The organism is Paenibacillus sp. FSL R10-2796, assembly GCF_037965315.1.
GTDB classification, from domain to species: Bacteria; Bacillota; Bacilli; order Paenibacillales; family Paenibacillaceae; genus Paenibacillus_AQ; species Paenibacillus_AQ odorifer.
This window is the reverse complement of record NZ_CP150178.1, coordinates 7,011,414-7,035,159: the sequence shown is the minus strand read 5'-3', so window position 1 is coordinate 7,035,159 and position 23,746 is coordinate 7,011,414. Positions and strand designations below refer to the sequence as shown.

General features: G+C 46.1%; 22 protein-coding genes. 12 read left to right on the top strand and 10 right to left on the bottom strand.

All coding sequences use genetic code 11. The annotated features are described in order from the left end of the window. The first annotated feature begins 1 nt into the window (after window position 1). The gene (locus tag NST58_RS31380; protein ID WP_076219645.1) at window positions 2-715 is read left to right on the top strand and encodes an HAD family hydrolase; all 714 of its coding nucleotides are present in this window, start codon (window positions 2-4) and stop codon (window positions 713-715) included. A 93-nt stretch (window positions 716-808) separates the two neighbouring features. On the opposite strand, the gene gdhA is transcribed toward NST58_RS31380, so the two are convergent. After that, window positions 809-2,194: an NADP-specific glutamate dehydrogenase gene (gene gdhA / locus NST58_RS31375; protein WP_036682144.1), complete on the bottom strand. Its 1,386-nt coding sequence runs from the start codon at window positions 2,192-2,194 to the stop codon at window positions 809-811. Between the two features lie 238 nt (window positions 2,195-2,432). On the opposite strand from gdhA, the gene NST58_RS31370 reads away from it, so the two are divergent. The 3 genes from NST58_RS31370 to NST58_RS31360 all read left to right on the top strand — a co-directional run bounded on the left by NST58_RS31370 (window position 2,433) and on the right by NST58_RS31360 (window position 3,523). Next, a complete protein-coding gene (locus tag NST58_RS31370) occupies window positions 2,433-2,711 on the top strand; it encodes a hypothetical protein (protein WP_339245404.1) in 279 nt (92 codons plus the stop codon). A 262-nt stretch (window positions 2,712-2,973) separates the two neighbouring features. Then, window positions 2,974-3,174, top strand: coding sequence for a cold-shock protein (locus NST58_RS31365; RefSeq protein ID WP_019914790.1), 201 nt, complete (start codon window positions 2,974-2,976; stop codon window positions 3,172-3,174). A 118-nt stretch (window positions 3,175-3,292) separates the two neighbouring features. Next, a complete protein-coding gene (locus tag NST58_RS31360; protein WP_036682139.1) occupies window positions 3,293-3,523 on the top strand; it encodes a cold-shock protein in 231 nt (76 codons plus the stop codon). A gap of 69 nt (window positions 3,524-3,592) precedes the next feature. On the opposite strand, the gene NST58_RS31355 is transcribed toward NST58_RS31360, so the two are convergent. The 5 genes from NST58_RS31355 to NST58_RS31335 form a co-directional block, all read right to left on the bottom strand. Beyond that, on the bottom strand, window positions 3,593-4,054 hold the full coding sequence (locus NST58_RS31355) for a VOC family protein (RefSeq protein ID WP_076219646.1): 462 nt from the start codon (window positions 4,052-4,054) through the stop codon (window positions 3,593-3,595). Next, window positions 4,051-4,614: an NADPH-dependent FMN reductase gene (locus tag NST58_RS31350; RefSeq protein ID WP_076219647.1), complete on the bottom strand. Its 564-nt coding sequence runs from the start codon at window positions 4,612-4,614 to the stop codon at window positions 4,051-4,053. The genes NST58_RS31355 and NST58_RS31350 overlap by 4 nt, the downstream gene beginning before the upstream one ends. A 153-nt stretch (window positions 4,615-4,767) precedes the next feature. After that, window positions 4,768-5,460 (bottom strand): response regulator transcription factor, encoded by a 693-nt coding sequence (locus NST58_RS31345; protein WP_076219648.1) that lies wholly within the window; start codon window positions 5,458-5,460, stop codon window positions 4,768-4,770. A gap of 16 nt (window positions 5,461-5,476) precedes the next feature. After that, on the bottom strand, window positions 5,477-7,150 hold the full coding sequence (locus NST58_RS31340; protein WP_076219649.1) for a GAF domain-containing sensor histidine kinase: 1,674 nt from the start codon (window positions 7,148-7,150) through the stop codon (window positions 5,477-5,479). A gap of 152 nt (window positions 7,151-7,302) precedes the next feature. Continuing rightward, complete coding sequence (locus NST58_RS31335) at window positions 7,303-8,694, bottom strand: MATE family efflux transporter (protein WP_076276266.1); 1,392 nt, start codon at window positions 8,692-8,694, stop codon at window positions 7,303-7,305. A gap of 263 nt (window positions 8,695-8,957) precedes the next feature. On the opposite strand from NST58_RS31335, the gene hxlA reads away from it, so the two are divergent. From hxlA to NST58_RS31320, 3 genes are all read left to right on the top strand, one after another. Then, a complete protein-coding gene (hxlA, locus tag NST58_RS31330; protein WP_036682127.1) occupies window positions 8,958-9,590 on the top strand; it encodes a 3-hexulose-6-phosphate synthase in 633 nt (210 codons plus the stop codon). Between the two features lie 7 nt (window positions 9,591-9,597). Further along, a complete protein-coding gene (gene hxlB, locus NST58_RS31325) occupies window positions 9,598-10,155 on the top strand; it encodes a 6-phospho-3-hexuloisomerase (protein ID WP_036682124.1) in 558 nt (185 codons plus the stop codon). Between the two features lie 84 nt (window positions 10,156-10,239). Then, the gene (locus NST58_RS31320) at window positions 10,240-10,617 is read left to right on the top strand and encodes a helix-turn-helix domain-containing protein (RefSeq protein ID WP_036682121.1); all 378 of its coding nucleotides are present in this window, start codon (window positions 10,240-10,242) and stop codon (window positions 10,615-10,617) included. Between the two features lie 95 nt (window positions 10,618-10,712). Here NST58_RS31320 and pepT read toward each other — a convergent pair whose 3' ends face one another. The 4 genes from pepT to NST58_RS31300 all read right to left on the bottom strand — a co-directional run bounded on the left by pepT (window position 10,713) and on the right by NST58_RS31300 (window position 15,289). Further along, on the bottom strand, window positions 10,713-11,945 hold the full coding sequence (gene pepT / locus NST58_RS31315; RefSeq protein WP_076181937.1) for a peptidase T: 1,233 nt from the start codon (window positions 11,943-11,945) through the stop codon (window positions 10,713-10,715). Window positions 11,946-12,040: 95 nt separating this feature from the next. Beyond that, window positions 12,041-12,694, bottom strand: a complete 654-nt coding sequence (locus tag NST58_RS31310; RefSeq protein WP_076181939.1) for a sortase — start codon at window positions 12,692-12,694, stop codon at window positions 12,041-12,043. A 36-nt stretch (window positions 12,695-12,730) separates the two neighbouring features. Then, on the bottom strand, window positions 12,731-13,798 hold the full coding sequence (locus NST58_RS31305) for a hypothetical protein (RefSeq protein WP_339245398.1): 1,068 nt from the start codon (window positions 13,796-13,798) through the stop codon (window positions 12,731-12,733). A 477-nt stretch (window positions 13,799-14,275) separates the two neighbouring features. Then, a complete protein-coding gene (locus NST58_RS31300) occupies window positions 14,276-15,289 on the bottom strand; it encodes an LLM class flavin-dependent oxidoreductase (protein WP_081393898.1) in 1,014 nt (337 codons plus the stop codon). Between the two features lie 258 nt (window positions 15,290-15,547). On the opposite strand from NST58_RS31300, the gene NST58_RS31295 reads away from it, so the two are divergent. The 5 genes from NST58_RS31295 to pgmB all read left to right on the top strand — a co-directional run bounded on the left by NST58_RS31295 (window position 15,548) and on the right by pgmB (window position 23,713). Beyond that, window positions 15,548-16,552, top strand: a complete 1,005-nt coding sequence (locus tag NST58_RS31295; protein WP_036682112.1) for a LacI family DNA-binding transcriptional regulator — start codon at window positions 15,548-15,550, stop codon at window positions 16,550-16,552. 335 nt (window positions 16,553-16,887) lie between these two features. Continuing rightward, window positions 16,888-18,309: an ABC transporter substrate-binding protein gene (locus NST58_RS31290; protein WP_038574978.1), complete on the top strand. Its 1,422-nt coding sequence runs from the start codon at window positions 16,888-16,890 to the stop codon at window positions 18,307-18,309. Window positions 18,310-18,482: 173 nt separating this feature from the next. Further along, a complete protein-coding gene (locus NST58_RS31285; RefSeq protein WP_036682450.1) occupies window positions 18,483-19,571 on the top strand; it encodes a sugar ABC transporter permease in 1,089 nt (362 codons plus the stop codon). Continuing rightward, window positions 19,571-20,662 (top strand): carbohydrate ABC transporter permease, encoded by a 1,092-nt coding sequence (locus tag NST58_RS31280; protein ID WP_248548939.1) that lies wholly within the window; start codon window positions 19,571-19,573, stop codon window positions 20,660-20,662. Before NST58_RS31285 ends, NST58_RS31280 begins: the two co-directional genes overlap by 1 nt. 45 nt (window positions 20,663-20,707) lie before the next feature. Continuing rightward, window positions 20,708-23,713, top strand: a complete 3,006-nt coding sequence (gene pgmB / locus NST58_RS31275; RefSeq protein ID WP_339245393.1) for a beta-phosphoglucomutase — start codon at window positions 20,708-20,710, stop codon at window positions 23,711-23,713. The last annotated feature ends 33 nt before the right edge of the window (window positions 23,714-23,746 follow it).

The window sequence follows — 23,746 nt, the reverse complement described above, 5'->3', positions numbered from 1 at the left end:
GATGTACGAGACTTATATTTTCGACCTGTATGGCACATTAATCGATATTCAGACAGATGAGGAGAAGCAGGAGGTATGGGATCGATTATCGCTCCATTTCGGATATCAGGGGATGTCCATAACAGGAAGTGAGCTACAGGCACAATTTCTGCGGGAGAGGGATTTACAGCTCACCGAAGCCGCACGGAATTGTCAGTATCCAGATTTCGTAATGGAGGATGTGTTTTGTTCTGTGGCCCGTCAATTGGGTGGGGAACCGGATCAAGCGTGGTTACATGAAACGGTTAGATGGCTGCGGACATTATCGATGATCCATATCTCACTTTATGAGGGTGTGGTTGAAATTCTGCAAACATTAAGAGAACATGGCAAAAAGGTGTTTTTGCTCTCCAATGGCCAGAAAACCTTTATAGAAGCAGAATTAACGATGCTGGGTATTCTTCCTTTATTCGATGGTATTGCCATCTCCTCCGAAGCAGGAGTGAGTAAGCCAGATCCGCTATTTTATCGTTATTTAGTTGAACATTATGGAGCGGATTTGCGTTCGGCCATCATGATCGGGAATGATCCCCGTACGGATATTGCAGGGGCGCTAACGATAGGAATAGATTCCTGTTACATTCGTACGGCTTCTTCACCCCACGATACGACTGTGGAGAGTACTCAATCGATTTGGGACGGGGATTTGCGGAAGATCCCCGGATGGAACGCTTAGACACACAAAAAGTCCCCGTAACCGGATTCTTGCTGACCGGTTACGGGGACTTTTGTATGTCGGGCGTTCGTGACTAGAGCGCCGGTAATTTATTTAGATTACACCTTCAGCCAGCATAGCGTCGGCCACTTTTTTGAATCCAGCGATGTTCGCTCCTGCAACAAGGTTGCCGGACTGTCCATATTGCTCGGATGCATTTACAGATTGTTCGTAGATGGAAACCATGATTTCATGCAGCTTCGTATCTACTTCTTCAAAGCTCCAGGACAACCGCATGCTGTTTTGTGCCATTTCAAGCGCAGATACAGCTACGCCGCCAGCATTAGCAGCTTTAGCAGGTGCGAATAGTACGCCAGCTTGTTGGAACTGATGAATAGCTTCAAGGGTGGATGGCATATTGGCACCTTCGCCTACTGCTTTTACACCATTCTCAATCAGTTTCAATGCCATGGCTTCATCAATCTCATTCTGAGTAGCACTCGGAAGGGCGATATCACAAGGAATGGTCCAAATTTGCGTGGAATCTTCAGTATACACAGCGTTAGGATGCTCATTCACATATTCACTAATCCGTTTTCTTTCGACTTCTTTCAGGCGGCGGACAGTTTCGAGGTTAATCCCATTTTCGTCATAGATATATCCGGCGGAATCACTACAAGCTACGACTTTAGCGCCTAACTGTACAGCTTTTTCGATCGCATAGATCGCTACGTTACCAGAACCGGAAACAACAACGCGGCTTCCTTCAAAAGAAAGGCCTTTTGCTTTCAGCATCTCGTTTACGAAATAAACTGTACCGTAACCAGTAGCCTCTGTCCGAGCCTGACTTCCGCCGTAACCAATACCTTTACCAGTCAATACGCCAGCCGGATATCCTCCGCGGATCCGCTTGTATTGTCCGTACATGTAGCCGATCTCACGACCACCTACACCGATATCTCCTGCAGGAACGTCTTGGTCAGGACCGATGTAATTTTGCAATTCAGTCATGAAGCTTTGTGCAAAACGCATGATTTCGCCTTCGGATTTACCTTTAGGATCAAAGTCGGAGCCGCCTTTACCTCCTCCGATGTGTTGGCCGGTAAGAGCATTTTTGAAGATTTGCTCGAAACCAAGGAATTTGATAATACTAGCATTAACGGATGGGTGAAAACGAAGTCCACCTTTGTAAGGTCCAATTGCACTGCTGAACTGTACACGATATCCACGGTTAACTCTGACCTTACCTTGATCGTCTGTCCAAGGAACACGGAACATAATCAAACGTTCTGGCTCAACCAATCTTTCCAGAATGGCATTTTCCTGATACTTAGGTTCAGCAGCGAGGATTGGAAGCAAAGATTCAAGGATTTCCTTTACGGCCTGATGAAATTCGGGCTCAAAAGGATTACGCGCAACAACCTGTGCGTATACGTCTTCGATATAACGATGTGCCTTGTTGCTGTTTGTGTCTAATTGCTGGGTAGATACAGAGCTCATGAATTCAACCGCCTTTTCTAGTATTCATTTGGTCCAACACTTTTTTTATATTTTGGCACAAGTCAATGTTCCTCACAACTGTTTTTATTAAATAACTTACTTCAAGTGGAACGTTATAGACGCTGGGATGATAAGAAAAGTGTGAATAAACCGCGGTATACTTCGCGTAATGACGCGTTAAAGCGCGAAATATGCTACAATGATTGTGTAATAATTGTAAGGAGATGAAATTTAAAAAATGAGTGACAAAGTAAATGAGCAGGAGCTAGTAAATGTATTATCTGCCAAAACCAAAGTGGAGCCGCAAGTCATCCGCTTAGTATTGAAGCATGAACAGACCTTTATCAATAAAGCCAAGGCGAACGCCAAGGGTGAGGTAGACATCGACAGCGATGATCTGGTCGACTATGTCACTGCCCAACGTGATGTGAAGCTGGATGAAATCACAGTAGAGACCATTCTTGATGCAGAAATGGATTACTTGATGGATAAAGGATTGGCAGGTTATATCGACTAACATGGGTGTTCGTCCGGCTCGGCTGCTGCTGCTGTTTATAGGCAATAAGAGCCGGAGTGAAAATTAAATAGGCATACGCATTGCTTTTAGTGATTTAGTGTGGTACAATGAAATCAATCATAAATTTAACCCTTAATTCACATATTGTAAAAGGTTATCATTTGTGCGTATGAGTCCTTTTCCAATGTGTGAATTTTTATTTGTTCGTACACTACGTAGGAATAAAAGGACATGTGTTAAATAAAATATTGGAGGTAATATCATGCAAACAGGTACAGTGAAATGGTTTAACGCAGACAAAGGATTCGGTTTTATCGAGGTTGAAGGTGGAAGCGACGTATTCGTACACTTCTCCGCAATCACAGGCGACGGATTTAAATCTTTGGACGAAGGCCAACGCGTTGAGTTCAACGTAACTCAAGGCGCTCGTGGACCACAAGCCGAAAACGTTGTAAAACTGTAGTTTAAAAATCAGGCTGCCCTTAACACAAGTTGAGGGCAGCTTTTTTTATTTTCATAGTATGAATCTGCCCCTAATAGGGTAGCGATATCGTCTCGATTCGATCCAAGGAGGGGTACTTATGTATTTTCGTAAAAAAGCACTGGAGGAACTTCCGCAAGAAGACACAGCTATTTGGTCCTGTACCAAGGAAGGTTGCACAGGTTGGATGCGCGATAATTTCGCCTTTCAATATGTACCTACCTGCTGGCAATGCAACTCTCCCATGACTAGAAGTATGAAGATACTGCCAACGCTTGTGAATACGAATGCAGACATGAAGGCCATGAAGAAGGGCATTTCGATTAAGTAATCGAAGAAGCTAATATACTCAAACAGCTGGACCCTTGGACGGGAGCAGCTGTTTTTTTGTTTGAGTATTTTATTTACTGTGCAGTAATTTCTCCCATTCCGTTAAGGTTATGTTCTCTGAAATATGCTTCAGATGTTCAGGAACCTCTACGTGGCACATAAATTCCAAGCTGTTGCCGTCAGGGTCGTTGAAGTAGACAGAAGCATTTCCTTGATAAGCCCGGATAAAAGGCTCAACAGAAGTCCGGTTGCGGAACGGAACAGCCTCTACACCAATCGATTCCAGCCATTGCAGTGATTGCTTCAAATCCTCGTAAGTGACACGGAAGGCAATATGCCGCAAGGACGGATGGTATGGGGTTTGGACCTCCTGGCCTTCCCAAAGACCAATCCAGCTTCGACCTTCCTCGATCCAGAAGAATACAGTTTCTTCATCCCGCCAAGCCATTTTCAGACCTAATTTTTCATAAAATCCGATGGATACTTCAAGATTGCTTACTGGTAAATGTGCTTCATATAGTCCTTTGATCATTGGATAGCACCTGCCGGTCTGCCGATTTTGCGGGCTAAGTTCAGGAATGCTTCTAATACTAGGTGGATGCGATCTTCGATTTCTTGCCCGCCCTCGTATCCGTCGTACCCGACCTCGAAACGCTTGCGTTGCAGTCCACCGATGGAGATCCAGTCTGGTGTATTGATGCCATGCAGGTTGCGTACGATGGCTTGCAATTGAAGTAATGAGCTTATCCCTACCGCTCCCCCGGCTGAACTGGCGGATAACACAACTTTACCGTTGAAATGCGCCTGGCCTAGATGATCAATCGCATTTTTTAATACGCCACTTACCGAGCCGTGATATTCCGGAGTAACCAAGATTACTGCATCCGCTGCTAACATCTCTTGTTTAAGCTCGTTTAAATGTTCATGCTCTGTGTAAACCTCGTCTGGTGAATAAAAGGGAAGTGGGCGTTTGTAGAGATCAAACACGGTAACCTTTTCTCCTTGCTGACTAATGAAATGGGCGGCATGTTCTGCCAGCTTCGTGCTGGTTGCTTCTTTTCGATTACTGCCTGTCAGGATCATCACTTTCATCTGTATCCACTCCTATGTGAGGTCAGTTGCTATAAACCAATGATAGTTGAATCGGCCTCTGTTAACATCAGCACATGGAATGAACATACATAATAAAAACGCTCAGCCATTGTGCTGAGCATCTAAGACTAAAGTTGTAGAGGAGTTTTGATTCTAGGCGTTATAGCCGCCTTTCAATGCGAAAATGGCAGCCTGAGTCCGATCCGCTAAGTTTAGCTTTCCGAGAACGTGGCTGACATGGGTCTTAACGGTTTTTTCGGTGATGACCAGCTTGCTGGCAATCTCTTTGTTGCTCATACCGAGCGCAATCAGGTCTAATACTTCTTGCTCGCGTGGGGTAAGAAGCTCTAATCCGGTGATCGCAGCAGGTGTTGTGTTTGGGCCGTTCGGATCGGAAGTGTTAAGTTTCAATTGCTCTAGTGTAGAAATCGCCATTAGATTCATCAGTTGGCTGGCAGCCTCGGAATGTAGCTCCACTTGCCCGTTATGTACCTTACGGATCGCAACTACCAGCGCTTCTGGTTCTATATCTTTAAGCAAATAACCTTTGATTCCTACGCGGATAGCCGGGAGTACATGATCCTGATCCGAAAAGGAGGTCAATACAATGACCTTGACCTGCGGGTGGGAGATCCTCAGCGCTTGAGCGGTCTCAATGCCGTCCATAATGGGCATATGCAAATCCATTAATATGACATCCGGGTTCAAATCAGCTGTTCTTTCCAGTGCCTCGCGGCCGTTGGAGGCCTCCCCAATCACCTTGATATCGGGTTGTGTGGAGAGAAATACTTGCAGCCCACGGCGTACCATTGCATGGTCGTCTACTAATAATAAGTTTATCGTCATTTATGATCACCCGACTTCATGTAGATTGGATGGGCAGAGGTATGGTTGCCTCAACCGTTGTGCCCTGATTTTCCACACTGTGGATATGAATACGACCGGAGAGAGCTTCTGCTCTTTCCTTCATAATATGCAGACCAAGAGATTCATTAGTGTCTGTGTTAGAACGCCGTTTGGCCCCGCCTTTACCTTGGTCGGCAACGCTCAGTACCACCTCGGCTGCATTCAGATGCAGAGATACCTCCGCTTTAGAGGTTCCGGAATGCTTCCGTACATTATTGAGTGCTTCTTGGCCAATGCGCCACAGCCCTTCCTCCACGTTGCGGGGAAGTTCGTGAACACCGCTCCGTTGCGTCTGTATCAGCAGCCCTAGCTGCTGGCCATGAGCCTGCAGCGCAGTCAATAAACCGGCTTCCAGTCCGGCAGGCCGAAGCTGCATAATTAATGCACGCATTTCTTTGAGTGCAGACTGGGATAAAGCTTGAATATCGCGGACAGCCTCAGTAGCAGGATGGGAGACATGCTCCTGCTTCAGCATACTTTCCACGCCTTTGGCGGTCATTGAGAGGGAGAAGAGGATCTGGTTCACGGAGTCGTGCAGGTCACGGGCCAGACGATTCCGCTCGTCAAGACGCGCAATTTCGCGGCGTTTCTCTCCAAGCTGAGCACTTTCCAATGTAGCGGAAATATGCTCAGCGACAGCCTCAAGCACCTCTCCATCCGCAGTTGCGGAGGCTAGTGCTTTGGGTGAGGTGATCAGTAGAATTCCTGCACCTTGTGCGGCAATCTGCCGAAAGGGCACAGCGAGCATCACGACACGCTCCGCGACAGGTTGTTTAGAACAGCAGGACTTCGTAATTTCCTGCTCTTCATCAGGGGTTAATGTCGCAAAGCGTTGTCCTTTTGTGATATCTCCTAGACGTACTTTAAAAGAATCCGAGAGCTCGAAGGGAGCTATTTCCGGCGTTATATTAGCCGCATAGGCAGCATGGACTTCGAATTGTCCCTCATGCTGCCCGATAATCGCTGCAAAGGGCCAATCGAAATAGTCGCCAATCAGGGCGGCGCTTTTCTCGATCAGAATACTGGGCGAGATACATTGGTTGGCGGTTAGATTTAAAGCTGCGCTGAATTCGCCTAATTTGGCGTACAGATTCGCGCGGCGCTGCTCGGTGCTATATAACTGCATCCGTTCTATAGCACTGCCAATTTGCAAAGCCACGGATTGCAGCAAAGCCAGCTCGCTGTCGGCGTAATGTGCTTTGCCTGGTGCGGCCACATTCATAAGTCCCAAGTAACGCTCACCTGAATGCAGCGGGACGGTGGCGTGGTGGGTGATGCCCAGCGTGTCGCCCCAGTTATACTGCCTGGCGTTACTCAGCCGCTTGCAGCTTAGAATGTTAACGGCATGCTCGAGCCGACCGTCCCATAGGCGGCTTAGGCACCAGCAGCTTCCGCACTGCATTGGTTGTTTATTGTCGCGCTGTAGTGCAGGTGGCAGGCCTCGATCAGCGGCACACTCATATTCCATGTATTCTTCGCTCAGGAAGATCCAGCCTGCAGTGTTTCCGGTTAACTCAAGTAGCTTGCCCATGACTGTGTCGAGCATGGGTCTGAGCTCATTGGAACTGTTTAAAGTCTCCGCAATCGTTTTGAGCGTCAGTAACTCATGGATTCCGGTTTCCTCCGGCATGAAGTTCTCTCCTTTAGCTTTGTGAATTATGTTCTATCTATTGTAACGTAGAATGGTTCCTTCATTCTCAAATTTTATGTAATGTTGGCGTAAATAAATAGAAGGTTCCTTAAGATCTGATATGACCTTAAAGAACCCTCTGTATATACATATTAATTTACAGCTGCAGGAGTAGCGGAAGGTGTACAGTGTTCTGGAGCTTCGTGTTCGATAAGTCCATGTTTCTCCCAAGCTCGGCTCTTCCAGCGGAAATACATAATGACGGCTCTCACCCACTCATCGACCGCAGTAGCAATCCACACGCCGGCTAACCTGAGATCAAGTTGGAACACCAGGAAATAACCAAGAGGTAAGCTCATGCAGACCATGGAGATCAGTCCCATATATACAGGGAATTTGGCATCGCCCGAGGCACGTAAAGAGTTAATGATAACCAGATTGGTTGTGCGCCCGGTTTCCAGGAAGAAGCTAAGCAATATGACCTGCGCCCCCATCCTAATGATGTTCTCATTGTCTGTGAAAAGCCCGAATAGCGGTACCCGGAAGAAAATCACCACAGCATCTATTATTACGGTAACCAGCAACGCCCACTTTACACTGGTGAACACACGCTTATAGGCTTCATCAGGTCGTCTAGCTCCCACGAGATGTCCTACAACGATGGAAGTTCCCATAGAGACAGCTACACTGAATAAATAAATATAATTGGAAATATTAAGCGCGTACTGGCGGGTAGCCATAGCTTCAGCGCCTAAATAAGTAATATACAGTGTGAATACAAGCTGGCACGACTGATAAGTGATGGATTCAAAAGCGGACGGGATGCCGATTTTGAGAATTTGCAGCACGTATTTTTTAGAAAGATGAATGTAATAGGTTACTTTCACCCGTACCTCCATCACTCTGTAGAGCAGCAGGAAGAATAGGATCAGGCAGATAAAGCGACTCATCACTGTTGAGATAGCCGCACCCTCCACACCTAACGCCGGAAGTCCGAAATGACCATAAATGAGCAGGTAGTTGCCCACTACGTGAATGATATTCATCAGCAAGGATACGACCATCGTCTGTTTGGTGAAACCGTGAGTACGGATAGTAGTCGCCAGAGCATTAATTAATGCTTGCAGAAAAATACCGCCCCCAACAATATTCATATAGGCTTTGGCGTAAATGAGGATATCCCCTTTTACATTCAGCGCAGTCAGTAGCGCCCCTCCGAATATCAGCAAAAACGTACTTAGGAGAATGCCGACTAACAGGTTTAGGGTAATAGCATTGCCGGTCACTTGAGCGGCTTCCAGAGGTTTTTTGGAACCGAGATATTGGGAGACCACAATAGCTGCGCCATTACCAATTACACTGAGGACTAAAATTGCTATCGCAATGATCTGATTCGCTGCGCCGACACCAGACACGGCATCGTCGGACACTGAACTGATCATAAAAGTATCCACACTGCCCATGAGCATAAAGAGGAATAGCTCGAGGAAAATCGGCCAGGTCAGTTTGACCAGGTTGAATTCCTGGTGATTATTTTGCTTCATTGTGCACCTTCTTATATTATGATGTACTTCCTAAAATTTCATAAACAAACTGTAATATTAGCACAGCTTTCATGGAAATGCAGTATTTTTACAGAAAAATGACAAAACGTTTTTAATTTAAGTCGAAAAGAGCCCTTTAACCGCACATTAGTATCCTCCAGGTAACTACATCACAATAAAGTGCCTACTTCCCTAAAGGGATGTAAGGAACTACAATTTGTACATGACTTACTAAAATATATTAATAAGGAGTGCAAATAAATATGAAATTACAATTAGCGTTGGATTTAGTGGACATTGCGGGAGCGAAAGAGGTTGTCTCAAAAGTTGCCGAATTTATAGATATCGTTGAAATTGGAACACCTATCGTTATAAATGAAGGGTTACATGCAGTGAAGGCAATCAAAGAGGCTTTTCCAGCTTTGACTGTGTTGGCAGATTTGAAAATCATGGACGCAGGTGGATATGAAGTGATGAAGGCTGTGGAAGCGGGCGCGGATATCGTTACTGTACTTGGTGTTTCTGATGATTCTACCATTAGAGGTGCAGTGGAGGAAGCGAAGAAAACCAATAAAGAGATTCTAGTTGATCTGATTAATGTGAAGGATATCCAAACAAGAGCGGCTGAAGTAGACGCACTTGGCGTAGACTATATCTGTGTACACTCTGGATATGACCATCAAGCGGAAGGTAAAAATTCTTTTGCAGATTTAAATGCGATTAAGAGTGTGGTTAAGCAGGCCAAAACAGCTATCGCTGGAGGGATCAAGCTAAGCACACTTCCAGAAGTGATCGCCGCGAACCCTGATCTTGTCATCGTTGGCGGAGGCATCACAGGTGAAGCGGATCAAAAGGCTGCCGCAGCAGAAATGAAACGTCTAGTTAGTCAGGCTTAAGATTACAATGGATACAATGAAATATGCGCAGCAAATTATAGAGGAGCTCCAGCGCTCCATATCTCAGCTTGATGAAGAAGAGACTGAGCGAATGGCTGAGCTGCTGCTTCAGTCCAATAAGATCTTCGTGGCTGGAGCGGGCAGATCTGGACTGATGGGACGGGCCTTTGCTATGCGGTTAATGCATGTTGGTAAAGAGGCTTATGTTGTAGGCGAAACGGTGACTCCGGGGATTGAACAGGGGGATGTGTTAGTCCTCGGTTCCGGTTCCGGTGAGACGAAAGGGTTGATCTCTATGGCTGAGAAAGCCAAAGGGGTGGGTGCAGAAGTTGTTGCCGTTACCATTGCGCCGGATTCGACGGTTGGACGTTTAGCGGGCTATACAGTGAAGCTGCCGGGATCTCCAAAAGATCCGGCCAGTGGAAGCTACAGCACGATCCAGCCGATGGCTTCTTTATTCGAACAGACGATGTTGGTCTTTTATGATGCTATTATTCTGCGAATGATGGAGAAGACGGGGCAGACGAATCAGCAAATGTTCGGCAAGCATGCTAATTTAGAGTGAACGTACAGAAACGAATGCCTTCCTATAAGGAGGTTATTCGTTTTTGTGTTAGTATGATAACAGGAGAGAGGAGGCGCTTTAGGTATGGCAACCGAGATTAAAGATCGCATAAACTTGAAGGAAATTAACTGTGAGAAGGAATTGACGCTTGCGGTGATCGGAGGGAAATGGAAGCTGATTATCCTCTGGCATCTAGGGCTTGAAGGGACAAAGCGATTCAGCGAGCTGAAGAAGCTAATTCCTCATATCACGCAAAAAATGTTGACCAATCAGCTTCGCGAGCTCGAAGAGGACCAGCTGGTTCTAAGAAAAGTGTACGCTGAGGTTCCGCCAAAAGTAGAGTATTCCCTGACATCATATGGCCAAAGTCTGCTTCCCGTCCTTCGATTGATGTATGATTGGGGTAAAAATTACGGAGAAAACGTGATCTGGAAGGACACGCCGCCGGAAGAAAGATGCTAATCGAATAGCCTATGAACATTAATAATCCCTGAGAGGTCTGGATCGGCCTCTACAGGGATTTTTTGGTGTTTTAAAGGAGTGATGCGGATAATACTTTAGGCTTTCTGTTCGAATAGCTTAGCAATCTCCACGATAACATTTACCGCTTTTACCATATTGTCCGCAGACGCATATTCGAATTTGCCATGGAAATTCTCGCCTCCGGTGAAAATATTAGGTGTCGGCAAGCCCATGTAGGAAAGCTGCGAGCCATCTGTACCTCCGCGAATCGGGCGGATGATCGGTGTGATGTTAAGGTTCTCCATCGCCTCATGGGCAATATCGACGATATGACGCACTGGCTCGATTTTTTCACGCATATTGTAATATTGGTCCTTCATTTCAAGCACGATGTTCTCTTCACCATGGATGCTTTTGAATTCTTCTACGACAGCTGAGAGATATGCTTTACGTGCCTCGAATTTCTCACGATCGAAGTCGCGGATGATATATTGCAGCTTGCTGAATTCAGGTGTGCCTTCTATAGAGCTTAGGTGATAAAAGCCTTCATAACCGTCTGTATATTCGGGCGCTTCCTCAGCAGGGAGTCTGAGATGAAGTGCCATGGCGATTTTGGCGGAATGAATCATCTTTCCTTTTGCAGTCCCAGGGTGAACATTAACGCCGTAGACTGAGATTTTGGCAGACGCGGCATTAAAGCTTTCATACTCTAATTCTCCGAGTGGACCTCCGTCTACAGTGTAAGCATAGGAAGCATTAAAAGCGGCTACGTCAAATTTATGAGGCCCGCGGCCGATTTCTTCGTCTGGTGTGAAGGCAACTCTAATCTTGCCGTGTTTGATTTCTGGATGTTGAATGAGGTAATGCATGGCGGTCATAATCTCAGCAATACCGGCTTTATTATCTGCGCCAAGCAGGGTCGTGCCGTCGGTTGTAATTAAGGTGTGGCCTTTGTATTCCGCCAGCTCCGGAAAGCTCGCTGTGGATAATACAACATTCAGCTCTTTATTCAAAAGAATATCTTGACCATCATAGTTCTCGATAATCTGTGGCTTCACATTCGTTCCGGTAAAATCAGTCGCTGTATCCAAATGGGCTAAAAAACCAATGGTCGGAACATCCTTGTCCGTATTCGCAGGGAGTGTCGCCATAACATAGCCATGCTCGTCCACCTGGACTTCCTCCATGCCGATTTCCTTAAGCTCTTCAACCAGCTTGTGGGCCAGAACCATCTGTCCCGGAGTGGATGGGCAAGTCTCATTATCTTCATTCGATTGGGTATCCATTTGTGCATACGAAATAAACCGTTCTACAACCTCTTTCTTCACCTTGGGTCATCTCCTCTTTACTATTGTATATATATAGTATCACTTTCCATATAAGGTCTCATCCCTGAGGAAGAAGATTGAGGTAATATTTAAGTTTAATGCGGCAATATATCTTGTTTCACTAACTTCGCTGAAAGTAAATAACGGTCCGGTGCAGATCCCACATATGAAAAGGGATAGCAGGTAATCAATGTGAGGATGGCCTTATCACTTGGCTTTATAGCACCACGTTCGTCCCCGTCAACAATTGTGCTGCCTGTTACTTCATAGGTAAAAGTCCCATCGGTACTTTCCAGCTCGATAAGATCTCCAGCGACGAGTTCTCCCAGATTACGGAACACTGTATCGCGGTGGCCTGCGAGCACACTGTTGCCGGTGGCACCGATAGCTGCGCTGCCTTTATAATGTCCGGCTCCCTTTTTTAGCTCTGGGCTTTCCGTGCCTTCTAGCACTGCGATCTTTTTGTTTAATTTGGGGAAACGAATCTCTCCTATGATTTCACCTTCTGAATAGGAATGAGCGGGGTGCGGCTGTTCCTTGGCTGAACTGATCATTCCCATGGGAAGAGGGATTTCTTCGGCAGAAAGGGGGCGGGCGACAGCTTCCTCCCTCTTTTTTGCCCAATCATTTAAAGCCTGTTTAGCTTCGAGCGGTGCTTTGACCACTTGTACAACCGAGTAAATCAACACAACTAAAGAGAGTATGAAGATTAGCTTCACGGCTAGCAAGACACCATTACGCTTCTTCATACTCTCTCACCTCCAGACTTATGCTGCAAAATGTGGTTATTTCTTCGATTTCAATCTGCGCATGATAATCACGCTGAGTACCGCAATGGCTAAGCTGGCAAGAATCAAGTTATACCAAGGCTCAGCGGTATTTGGAAGCTTGTTGCCAACCTCTGGTGCTCCCAGTGGAAGCTCATCATCAGGCAGGGCGATCTCATTGCTTGGCTGCGGTGTTGCACTGGTAGTTTGGCTGCCAGCACTTGGTGATACTGTCGGCTCATTATCGCCTCCACCCAGTGGGATCGGCGCTTCAGTGACACTAATTTCATCTACTACTGGTGAAGCTGTGGGTGTTGGCAATGGTGTTGGTGTCGTTGATTGCCCTGGTGTGGCGGCTGCTGTTGCCGTTGGCGAAGTAGCCGTCGGTGTATTTGTAGGTGCCGCAGTTGGTGAAGCGGTAGTCGTCGGATCTGTAGGTGTCGTGGTTGGTGAAGCTGTTGCGGTCGGCGAAGCTTCAGGTGTAGCTGTAGCCGTGGCAGTAGGTGTCGTAGTTGGCACTACAGTAGGTGTAGCAGTCGCTGTAGGTGATGGCTCCGGTGTAGGCTGAGCTGTGGCCGTCGCTGTCGGTGAAGGACTAGGTTGAGCGGAAGGCTCCGGTCCTCCAGAAGCGGAGAACTCAAAGGCTACAGTGGTGGTTTTCCCTTGATATTCGTTCCCTGCTTCCCACGGGAAAATTACATCCATTTGGATTACGCTTTGTTCTCCCCCGGCTAGTGAACCGATGGCAACTCTTCCGGCAGCCTCGCTCATCACCCCTGAATAGATGATTACTCCCTCTTTTTCGAGTGTCATTTGGAGAATATCGTATAATTCTGCGTCTCCAGAGATGAATTTGAAGTCCACATAGTAATTAAAGCCCTCACTACCTGCGTTAATAATTGTGTATTCTGAGTTCGTTTCATCACCAGGCTGCATATTGTTCATGGTGGCAGTGCTCGTCGTATGCGAATTCACCGTAAGCTTAATGGTATCTTGCGCACTAACTCCGCCAGCATGCCAGATGACTCCTGCTAGAATAGTCAGGATATAGGCAGCTATGAAAGCCGAGCGATATTTCTTCTTCACTTTACTCGCTCCTTTCTCCTGAACCCCATATTAAATTTTGTAGACATCATTTGCGGGCTTCCGGCAAATTCTTCTCTTCTAATCGGATTTTCCATCAAACATTGTCGAAATAAGTGGTATCTCGCAGTACTACTTCCTTGTGCGCATACAGGAATCTCCGTGAAAGCGAAAGGAGAGAGTAGAGATATACCGTCAATTCGTTCGTTATAGCGAATAACTAAAGTATAATCAAAATAATATCTAAACAAAAATGGGATATTAGAAGAATATTCATCATATTTGATCAAATATCAATTCTATTAATGGGTTTACACCAGTTTTCTCTATTTAACTCTTTATTTTTATGTAATTCATTGTTTTTATTGTGTTTTATTGAGAACGATTATGAATGCAAAATAAAAAGGCAAGACATACATCTGGAATAGGGCTCAAACCCCGATACCAGACCTATCGTCTTGCCTTAATTATGATGATAAATTAGATTTCCTTCATAGCTTCGGCTACAATCTCATAAGAGCGTAGACGAGCGTTAGGATCATAAATTCCACCAGAAACAATCAATTCATCGGCCTGTGTCTCTTGCAGGATTTCTTGAAGCCGTTCTTTAATTGCTGCTTTATCACCAGCGAAAGAGTAACGCTGTTTTTCAAGCATGGCTGCTTTTTCTTGCATCGTCCATAGCCCTTCCATACTATCAACCGGTGGTTGTAACTTCCCCGTACGTCCGCGGATGATATTAAGGAATTGCTGCTGCTGCGAGGTAGCCAGTCGTCTTGCCTCATTCACGGTATCGGCTGCTGTAATGCCAACTCCGACCATCACATAAGGCTTGTCGAGTGCTGCTGAAGGACGGAAATTACTATGATAGATGTGTAAAGCCTGTAGTAAATATTCTGGTGCGAAATGGCTGGCGAAAGCAAAAGGTAAACCTAGCTTCCCTGCCAGCTGAGCACTAAAACCGCTGGAGCCCAGCAGCCAGATGGGGATATTCAAGCCTTCACCAGGAACAGCACGAACCCCAGCCGGTCGTGATCCTGCACCTGCAGGATCGAAGTAGGCTCTGAGCTCACTTAACTGCTCGGGGAAGTCACTGCCGTCGCTTCCGAGACCACGGCGTAGCGCACGGGAAGCCGGTTGATCGGATCCTGGGGCTCTGCCCAGTCCTAAATCAATCCGTCCTGGATATAGGGATTCGAGGGTCCCGAATTGTTCCGCAATGACAAGTGGTGCGTGGTTGGACAACATGATGCCTCCAGAGCCTACGCGTATGCTTTTTGTGCCTCCAGCAATGTGGCCAATTAAGAGTGAGGTAGCAGAACTGGCAACACCAATCATGTTGTGATGCTCAGCAAACCAATACCGGTGATAGCCCCATGCCTCAGCATGTTGAGCTAAAGCTAAAGAGTTATGAAAAGAGTCTGCCGCTGTGCCACCCTCCACAATAGAGGCTAAGTCCAGTACGGAGAATCGAATATCGCGCTGTTGCTTCAATGTAATCCCTCCTATAATAAACGCTCAGATAGTCTAGAGCAGTATTTGTAGCTGCGAATAATGCTACTCGCCTAGTATACCATGTAATAAAACTATATACACACTTTAAGTAAGTTATACGCACTTTGTAATGATTATATAAGGAATAAGTATGTCTTTAAAATAAAATGTAAGCGCTTTAAAAAATCTGTTGTTATTTCTTAACGGGCTTGCTATAATCACATCGAAAAGTTACCTGAAAAAAAGGAAGTTATCGTTATGAAGCCAACCATAAGAGATGTTGCCAGAATGGCGGAGGTGTCGATCAGCACCGTATCGCGTGTTATGAATGCACCGAATACGGTCGTAGAGAGCAAACGGAATCGAGTGATGGAGGCTGTAGAACGTTTGCAATATCAACCAAATGCGTTTGCACGCGGCCTGATCTACAAGAAGTCTTTTACACTGGGCCTGCTGATTCCGGATATTGAGAACCTGTATTTCGCAGGGGTTATTCGGGGAATGCAGGATGCATGCATCAAGCTCGGATACAGTTTAATGATCTGCAATACGGACCGTGACAAAGAACGGATGCTGTCTTACATTGATAACTTCCATGAGAAGCAGGTGGATGGGATCGTGTTCGCCAGTGATGTCCTTTATCCTGAGACACATGACAAATTAGTCGGTTGTAGAATTCCTTTTGTGTTGGTATCCTCGCATTCTGATGAGTACGACATTCCATCTGTGGAGGTGGATGATGAACAGGCGGCTTACGATGCGGTAAAGTTTCTGATTGATTTAGGGCATAAGGACATTGGCATGATTGGTTTTAACCATGATAACTCCGTATCCGGCCCGCCTCGTTATGAGGGTTTTGTAAGAGCATTAACAGAGTTTGGACTACAGCAGAATATTGTGAAGAGCAAATATGCCAATCACAGATTCGAACACGCTTATCAAGCTGCGCATGAGTTGTTTACTGATTATCCTGAGCTGACCGCCGTTTTCTGTGTTGCTGACGAATTTGCAATGGGGACGATTTCTTATCTGAAGGATCGTAATATTCTAGTTCCGGGGCAGGTATCTGTGATTGGATTTGATAATTTGCGGATGTCGAGTATGTTCATTCCAAAGCTGACCACGATTGCACAGCCGATTTATGAGTTAGGGTATCGTGCGGCGGAGATGCTGCATGAATTGCTCACAACAGGTGGTGTCCAGGTATTGAATGAAAAGATGGAGCATAAGCTGATTGTGCGGGAATCCACGCGGGAAAAATAAAGGCTCTTTATTTTTGTGACCTTCTTCTGAAAAGCTTTTCAGAGCCATGTATCGGTCTTAATTAAAATTTAAATGTTAGGATAGAAAATAGTATGAATTCTTATGAAAAACATCTCATTTTCCGATTGGAAACGGTTACTAATTATGATAATATAAAAAATGTAAGCGCTATTATTAAATTACATTTGTGATGGAGTTTGATTTTAGGATATTTACCTGTCTTCTGAAAAGCTTTGCAAGGAGGTGATCTGCTACAAGCTGCTAATACATGCCAGGGTGCCCGGATGATTGAATAAGATGTTATCTCTATAACCATTAAAGGGGATGTACAAAAGATGAAGAAGATCTCAGGACGTAAAAAGTCGTTGGCTTTAGTACTGTGTTTATCCTTCACAATGACGCTGAGCGCATGTGGCGGAGGCAACAATAATGCGGCGCCTACAGATCCACCGGCGGCAACAGTCAGCCCAACAGCAGATAACACCGAGAAAGCGACAAATGCACCTAGTGCTGAACCTTCGGGTTCCCCGTTAGATTTAGCGATGAAAGGTGAATATAAAGGGACTAAAGTAACCATGTTTGGACCCTTCGTAGATGCTGACCAAGTGAAATTTGAGAGCAGCATTAAAGAATTTGAAGAGAAGACAGGGATCGATATTCAATACGAGGGCTCCAAGGAGTTCGAAGCAACAATAAATATTCGGGTGGACGGCGGAAATGCTCCTGATATCGCTGACTTCCCGCAGCCGGGATTGCTGGCATCGATTGCTAAGACGGGCAAGGTTATCGATTTGACCAGTGTGCTGGATCAAGACAAATTGACGGCTAATTACAACAAGAGCTGGCTCGATATGTCTACGATGGACGGAAAAGACGGGAAGATCATGGCGGGGATTTGGAACCGCAGTAATGTAAAGAGCTTGGTATGGTATCCAAAGAAACAATTTGATGATGCAGGTTACAAGGTTCCTGAAACTTGGGATGAGCTGATGGCACTCACTGAACAAATTGCCAAGGATGGCGATCCTGCCTGGGCTATTGGCATTGAGAGCGGTGCTGCAACGGGTTGGCCAGCAACAGACTGGGTCGAAAATATAATGCTTCGTACGACTACGCCTGAGAACTACGATAAGTGGGTAAAAGGTGAACTGCCATTTACTTCACCAGAAGTAAAAAATGCTGTTGAAATCATGTCTAAAATTTGGCTTAACAAGGATTATGTTTACGGTGGTGCTAAGTCTATCGTGACAACATCCTTCGGGGATGCCCCAGCGCCAATGTTCACTGATCCGCCTAAAGCCTGGTTTAATATGCTCGGTAACTTTATTACAAGCTTCTTCCCTGAAACGGCAAAGGTTGATCAGGATTATGATTGGTTCTACTTGCCGCCAATTGATGCACAATATGGTAAACCAGTGCTGGTTGCAGGTGATATTTACGCTATGTTCAACGATCGTCCAGAGGTTCGTGCAGTCATGGAATTCTTCACCACTGGAGAGTCGATTAAGAGCTGGGTACAATCTGGCGGCGTAATTGCTCCTATGAATGATGCTTCCCTTGATTGGTATACCTCTGAATCCGATCGCCGGATGGCGAAGTTGGTTCAAGATGCTTCCACACTGCGTTTTGATGGCTCTGATTTGATGCCAGGTAAAGTGGGTGCAGGCACCTTCTGGAAAGGGATGACCGACTATGTGAGCGGTACAGCGACACTGGATCAAGCCTTGGAACAAATCCAGTCCGGCTGGAACAACTAACCTAATATTTAAAGCGCACAGTAAAAAGAGGGGCAGTGAGAAAAGAGGATTGTCTGCCCCTCTTTTTGTTTTCTAACTAGTGAGTTCGATGCTTATGATAAGAGTTTTGCTCCGCAAAACTTATAGGAGGAGCTGGAGCTAATATGGGTGCACAATCACAGCCACAGCCACAAATGCCAACACAACCACAAGCTAGGCCAACCGTCAGCCTGAAGGCGGTAATGCTGTCCCTAGTTGTGTTATTAGCGAATATTGTTGTTAACGGCGCAATCTTTTTATTCTTCCGGGATTCCACATTAAATCCGCTGCTAACAGCGGTTCTGGCTGTCCTCTGGGGAGTTCTAGGTGTTTATCTGATTTACTATACGCTGACGTGGGCGGTTGAGCAGTACCCGGATCATATCCGGCGTAAGGTGCTGCCTTATATCTTTATTGGTCCGGCAGTGATTATTCTGGGCTGGTTACTGGTCCTGCCTGCACTGCGAACATTATATTTGAGCTTTTTTAATGCTTCTTCAGAAAAATTTGTGGGTCTGAGCAATTATGCAGCGATCTTTAGCGATCATCTGATGGCAACGGCATTGCGTAACAATTTACTTTGGGTATTCGTTGGCACGCTTGCTTGTGTAGCATTCGGGCTCTTAATTGCTATTCTTGCCGATCGCAGCAGCTATGAGAAAATCGCCAAATCGATCATCTTTATGCCGATGGCTATTTCCTTTGTAGCGGCAGGAGTCATTTGGAAATTCGTATATTACTATCAACCGGGTGACGAACAAATCGGGCTGTTGAACGCAATTGTTACTTATTTTGGGGGAGAACCCCAAGCCTGGACGAGTATGCTTCAGCCATGGAATAACTTTTTCCTCATTATCATTTTGATCTGGATGCAGACGGGATTTGCAATGGTGATTTTCTCGGCAGCAATCAAAGGGGTTCCTGACGACATTTTGGAAGCTGCACGAGTGGATGGAGCAAATGAGGTGAAGATTTTCTTTGGAATCATGATTCCATATATTTCATCAACCATTCTGACAGTGACAACGACCATTATCGTCTTTACGTTGAAAATATTTGACGTCGTCATGGTGATGACAGGAGGTCAATACGATACAGAGGTTGTTGCTACACAGTTCTACCGGCAATTCTTTATGTACCGTAATTTCGGCTACGGCTCCACGCTGGCTATTGTTCTACTGATCGCGGTGCTGCCTGTAATCATAATCAATCTACGTCAGTTCCGTAAGCAGGGGGGATTCTAATGGCTGGCAAAAAGAAGAGAAAAGGCGGCAAAACGGTTGTAAATATCGTGTTGGGTGTGATCTGTTTTATTTGGCTGCTTCCGACTCTTGGGCTATTTATTTCCTCCTTCCGTCCGGCTGCTGACATTCTGCAGACTGGATGGTGGAAAGCTTTTCCTCATCAGGAGTGGAAGGCTGGAGAGACGATTCAGCTATCCAAGGATGTGGATCTTCGGGAGCCAATTGAGGTGAACGGTAAAACTTATACAGATGATGAGTTGAAGGCTGGCGTGAAGGCTGATGGCAGCCGGCTTATGTGGGAGAATCGAAGAGCACGTACCGTAAATGAACAGATACAAGGTTGGAAGATGACACCGGATCTCACGCTGGATAACTATAATAATGTGCTTTCCGGTAAGGAATACAAGCTGAAACAGGCTGATGGTAGTGAAACGGTGCAAAAAGGCTCCGGATTGTCACAGGCCTTCTGGAATACGCTAACGATTGCTGTTCCAGCAACAGTTATTCCGGTGCTGATCGCTTCTTTTGCTGCATATGCTTTTGCCTGGCTGCGGTTTCCTGGGCGCAGAATCCTTTTTGTGATCATTATTGCAATGCTCGTCATTCCGATACAGGTTGCGCTTATTCCAGTGCTTAAGGATTATACCGCACTTGGGCTAAACGGAAGTTATCTGGGAATTTGGCTGGCGCATACGGCTTTTGGATTACCGCTGGTTACGTACTTTATGTACAACTTTATCAGTCAATTGCCGAAGGATTTGTTCGAATCGGCTTTCATGGATGGGGCAAGTCATTTCACTATATTCAGCAGGCTAATTCTGCCTCTATCCGTGCCAGCACTGGCTTCTATCGGGATCTTCCAATTCCTATGGGTGTGGAATGACTATTTAGTCTCATTGATTTTTATCGGCAATCAACCGTCTGTGCAAGTCATGTCGATGAAAATTGCCGATTTAGTAGGCTCACGAGGCAACGATTGGCATTTACTTACTTCGGCTGCATTTATCTCCATGCTGATGCCGCTCGCTATTTTTTTCCTGCTGCAAAAGTATTTCGTCAGAGGGCTTATGGGTGGGTCGGTGAAAGGTTAATGATTTAGAACCCGAATGAAACTGTGATCAGGGGGACTTAGAGAGATGAAGATGAAACCATACGTACATCCGGCGGCGGTATATCCTTACCGGGAGTGGAGTCTTGATGAGGAAGCTTATAGTGAAGAGAACAATCAAAGAAGCGAGAGTATTTTTGCGCTTGGCAATGGATATATTGGCATGCGCGGTAATTTCGAAGAAGGTTACCACGGCAGCTCAGGCTCGTCTGTAACAGGCAATTATTTGAATGGTTTTTTTGATTCGGAGCCCATTGTATATCCAGAAGGAGCCTACGGATATCCATCCCGCAATCAAGCGATGCTGAACGTAACAGATGCCAAGATTATTGAACTGAGTATTGAAGGGCAGACCTTTCAGTTAAACAGTGGGCAAGTGCACCATTATGAACGAAAGCTGGATATGCGAAGCGGGGTTCTGCATCGACAGGTAGATTGGGAATCTCCAGCTGGTCACCGGGTACAGCTTCATATCCGGCGGATGGTGACTTTGCAGCACAAACATCTGGCGGCGATAGATTATGAGGTTAAAGCGCTGAATTTCAGCGGAGTGCTTACCTTCACTTCATCCATCGACGGCAAGATCCAAAAACCTAAGGTAACGGATGATCCCAGATTGGGCTCGGGAGGCAAGGAGCCCAGTCTGCTCCTGGAGGATACCGGTCATGAACCGGGACAGTCCTTCTTATGGATGAAGCAGCGGACGCGGCATACCCAGTTTGCCTTATTAACAGGGGTAAGTCATAAGCTCGATTCAAGATCTGAGGATAAAAGGACCGTGCAGCATGAGGGGCAGAAATTATCCATGCAGTTTGTCGTCCCGGTGGAGCGTGGGGAAAGCGTCTCACTAACCAAATATATCTCTTACCATACCTCTAAAGATTATCCAGAAGACGAACTACTTAGTAGAAGTACTGAAATATTACACTTAGCAGACCATAGCGGGTTTGAAGCGCTTGCCCAGGAACAGCAGGCTTATCTGGATCGATACTGGGCACATACGGATGTGGAGATTCATGGTGATCTTGCGCTTCAGCAGGGCATTCGCTTTAATGCTTTTCAACTGCTTCAATCCGTAGGCCGTGATGGGGTTACGAATATTGGAGCCAAGGGATTAACGGGTGAAGGATACGAAGGGCACTATTTCTGGGATACCGAGATGTATATGCTGCCCTTCTTTACGTTCACACAGCCGGAGATTAGCCGAAAGCTGCTCGAATTTCGTTATGCCACGTTAGACAAAGCACGGGAGCGTGCAGCGGTAATGTCGCAGAAGGGAGCCTTGTTCCCTTGGCGGACTATAGACGGGGCAGAGAACTCTGCGTATTTCCCGGCAGGCACGGCGCAAATGCATATTAATGCGGATATTGCGTATGCCATCAAGCAGTATGTACTGGCTACCGGAGATTATGATTTTTTGGTTACGAAGGGAGCGGAAATTTTATTCGAAACTTCCCGCTTTTGGTTGGACTTGGGGTACTTTAATCCGGCTAGGGGCGGTGTCTTTTGTATTGATGCAGTAACCGGTCCTGATGAATATACAGCTATCGTCAACAATAATGCATACACCAACTTTATGGTCCAGGATCAGCTTTATTATGCACACGAGATGGCAGGGATATTGTCTAAGCAGTATCCTGAGCATTTTGAACGCCTGAAGCAAAAAATCGGTCTGACTGAGCATGAGACATTAGTGTGGCTGGAAGCGGCGGACAAAATGTTTATCCCCTTTGATGAGGGACTTGGCATTTATGCTCAAGACGACACGTTTCTCTCCAAGAAAAAATGGGATTTCGAGCATACACCAGCTGACAAATATCCGCTGCTGCTCAACTACCATCCGCTGGTAATTTACCGTCATCAGGTGTTGAAACAGGCGGACTTGGTAATGGCGATGTTTCTACTGGGTGACCAATTCAGCTTGGCGGATAAGATCCGGAATTATAATTATTATGAGCCGCTGACGACGCATGATTCTTCATTGTCACCGTGTATTCACAGTATAATCTCTGCTGAGATTGGTGATTTGACGGGAGCCTATTCCTATTTTGACCGCACGGTACGGATGGACTTGGATGATATCAACCGCAACGTAAAGGATGGACTGCACACTGCTGCTATGGCAGGCTCCTGGCTGTCGATTGTGAATGGTTTTGGTGGCATGCGCTTATGCGGCGGGATGTTATCATTTAATCCTAGTGTGCCAGCGCAGTGGGAGAGTTATCGGTTTAAAATAACATGCGCTGGACAGCTATTGGATATTTTTGTGAGTGATACAGAAGTGATCTATACGCTGCTGGAGGGCGAAGAGCTTGAGATTATGCATAAGGGAAACCTTATACAGTTGTCTGCACAGAAGCCGCTGAGGCTTTCGAATGTGAAGCAGCTTGAAGCTGTTATTTTCGAGCTGGACGGGATAATTACTGACACTGGAGAGTATCATTATGAGGCTTGGAAGGATCTGGCGGATGAACTTGCGCTTTCTTTTGATCGAGAGAAGCATAAGAGTCTTAAGGGCCTAAGTCGAATGGAATCTTTAGAAGTCATTCTGGAGAGTAGTGGACTGAATTTGCCGCAACCGGTAAAGGGAATGCTCTGCAACAAAAAGAACGAGAAGTATAGACAGCTGGTTCAGCAAATGACGCCTGCTGAGCTGTATCCGGGTATCCACAGCGTGTTGTCCGATTTGCAGCAAAGAGGGATTGCTATCGGACTGGCTTCAGTGAATGAGAATGCGCTGCTGATTCTCGAACGCTTGCAGATCGGGCATTGGTTTCAGGCGGTGGCTGACCCTGGCAACTTGCGTAGAAGCAAGCCAGATCCAGAGATTCACTTGCAGGTTGCGGAGATGCTGGGCATATCCCCAGACTGCTGTGTGGCGATTGAGGATACCGAGGAAGGAATAGCCGCAATTAATGCTGCTGGTATGAGGTCAGTGGGAGCTGGAGTGGCGCTCGTAACCGGGACCGCGGATCTATGTCTGGCTTCCACCGCAGAGATAAGTGTTGAGAAATTGTTAGAGCTGTTTGCGTAGTTACCCTGATAAGCAGCAAACCTCCCGATCATG

Coding starts and splice junctions, on each gene's coding strand:
- NST58_RS31290 (WP_038574978.1), top strand. CDS start 16,888: ATGAAGAAGATCTCAGGACGTAAAAAGTCGTTGGCTTTAGTACTGTGT.
- NST58_RS31345 (WP_076219648.1), bottom strand. CDS start 5,460: ATGACGATAAACTTATTATTAGTAGACGACCATGCAATGGTACGCCGT.
- NST58_RS31320 (WP_036682121.1), top strand. CDS start 10,240: ATGGCAACCGAGATTAAAGATCGCATAAACTTGAAGGAAATTAACTGT.
- NST58_RS31355 (WP_076219646.1), bottom strand. CDS start 4,054: ATGATCAAAGGACTATATGAAGCACATTTACCAGTAAGCAATCTTGAA.
- hxlA (WP_036682127.1), top strand. CDS start 8,958: ATGAAATTACAATTAGCGTTGGATTTAGTGGACATTGCGGGAGCGAAA.
- NST58_RS31280 (WP_248548939.1), top strand. CDS start 19,571: ATGGCTGGCAAAAAGAAGAGAAAAGGCGGCAAAACGGTTGTAAATATC.
- NST58_RS31360 (WP_036682139.1), top strand. CDS start 3,293: ATGTATTTTCGTAAAAAAGCACTGGAGGAACTTCCGCAAGAAGACACA.
- NST58_RS31370 (WP_339245404.1), top strand. CDS start 2,433: ATGAGTGACAAAGTAAATGAGCAGGAGCTAGTAAATGTATTATCTGCC.
- NST58_RS31340 (WP_076219649.1), bottom strand. CDS start 7,150: ATGCCGGAGGAAACCGGAATCCATGAGTTACTGACGCTCAAAACGATT.
- gdhA (WP_036682144.1), bottom strand. CDS start 2,194: ATGAGCTCTGTATCTACCCAGCAATTAGACACAAACAGCAACAAGGCA.
- NST58_RS31285 (WP_036682450.1), top strand. CDS start 18,483: ATGCCAACACAACCACAAGCTAGGCCAACCGTCAGCCTGAAGGCGGTA.
- NST58_RS31350 (WP_076219647.1), bottom strand. CDS start 4,614: ATGAAAGTGATGATCCTGACAGGCAGTAATCGAAAAGAAGCAACCAGC.
- hxlB (WP_036682124.1), top strand. CDS start 9,598: ATGGATACAATGAAATATGCGCAGCAAATTATAGAGGAGCTCCAGCGC.
- NST58_RS31295 (WP_036682112.1), top strand. CDS start 15,548: ATGAAGCCAACCATAAGAGATGTTGCCAGAATGGCGGAGGTGTCGATC.
- NST58_RS31310 (WP_076181939.1), bottom strand. CDS start 12,694: ATGAAGAAGCGTAATGGTGTCTTGCTAGCCGTGAAGCTAATCTTCATA.
- pgmB (WP_339245393.1), top strand. CDS start 20,708: ATGAAGATGAAACCATACGTACATCCGGCGGCGGTATATCCTTACCGG.
- NST58_RS31335 (WP_076276266.1), bottom strand. CDS start 8,694: ATGAAGCAAAATAATCACCAGGAATTCAACCTGGTCAAACTGACCTGG.
- NST58_RS31380 (WP_076219645.1), top strand. CDS start 2: ATGTACGAGACTTATATTTTCGACCTGTATGGCACATTAATCGATATT.
- NST58_RS31365 (WP_019914790.1), top strand. CDS start 2,974: ATGCAAACAGGTACAGTGAAATGGTTTAACGCAGACAAAGGATTCGGT.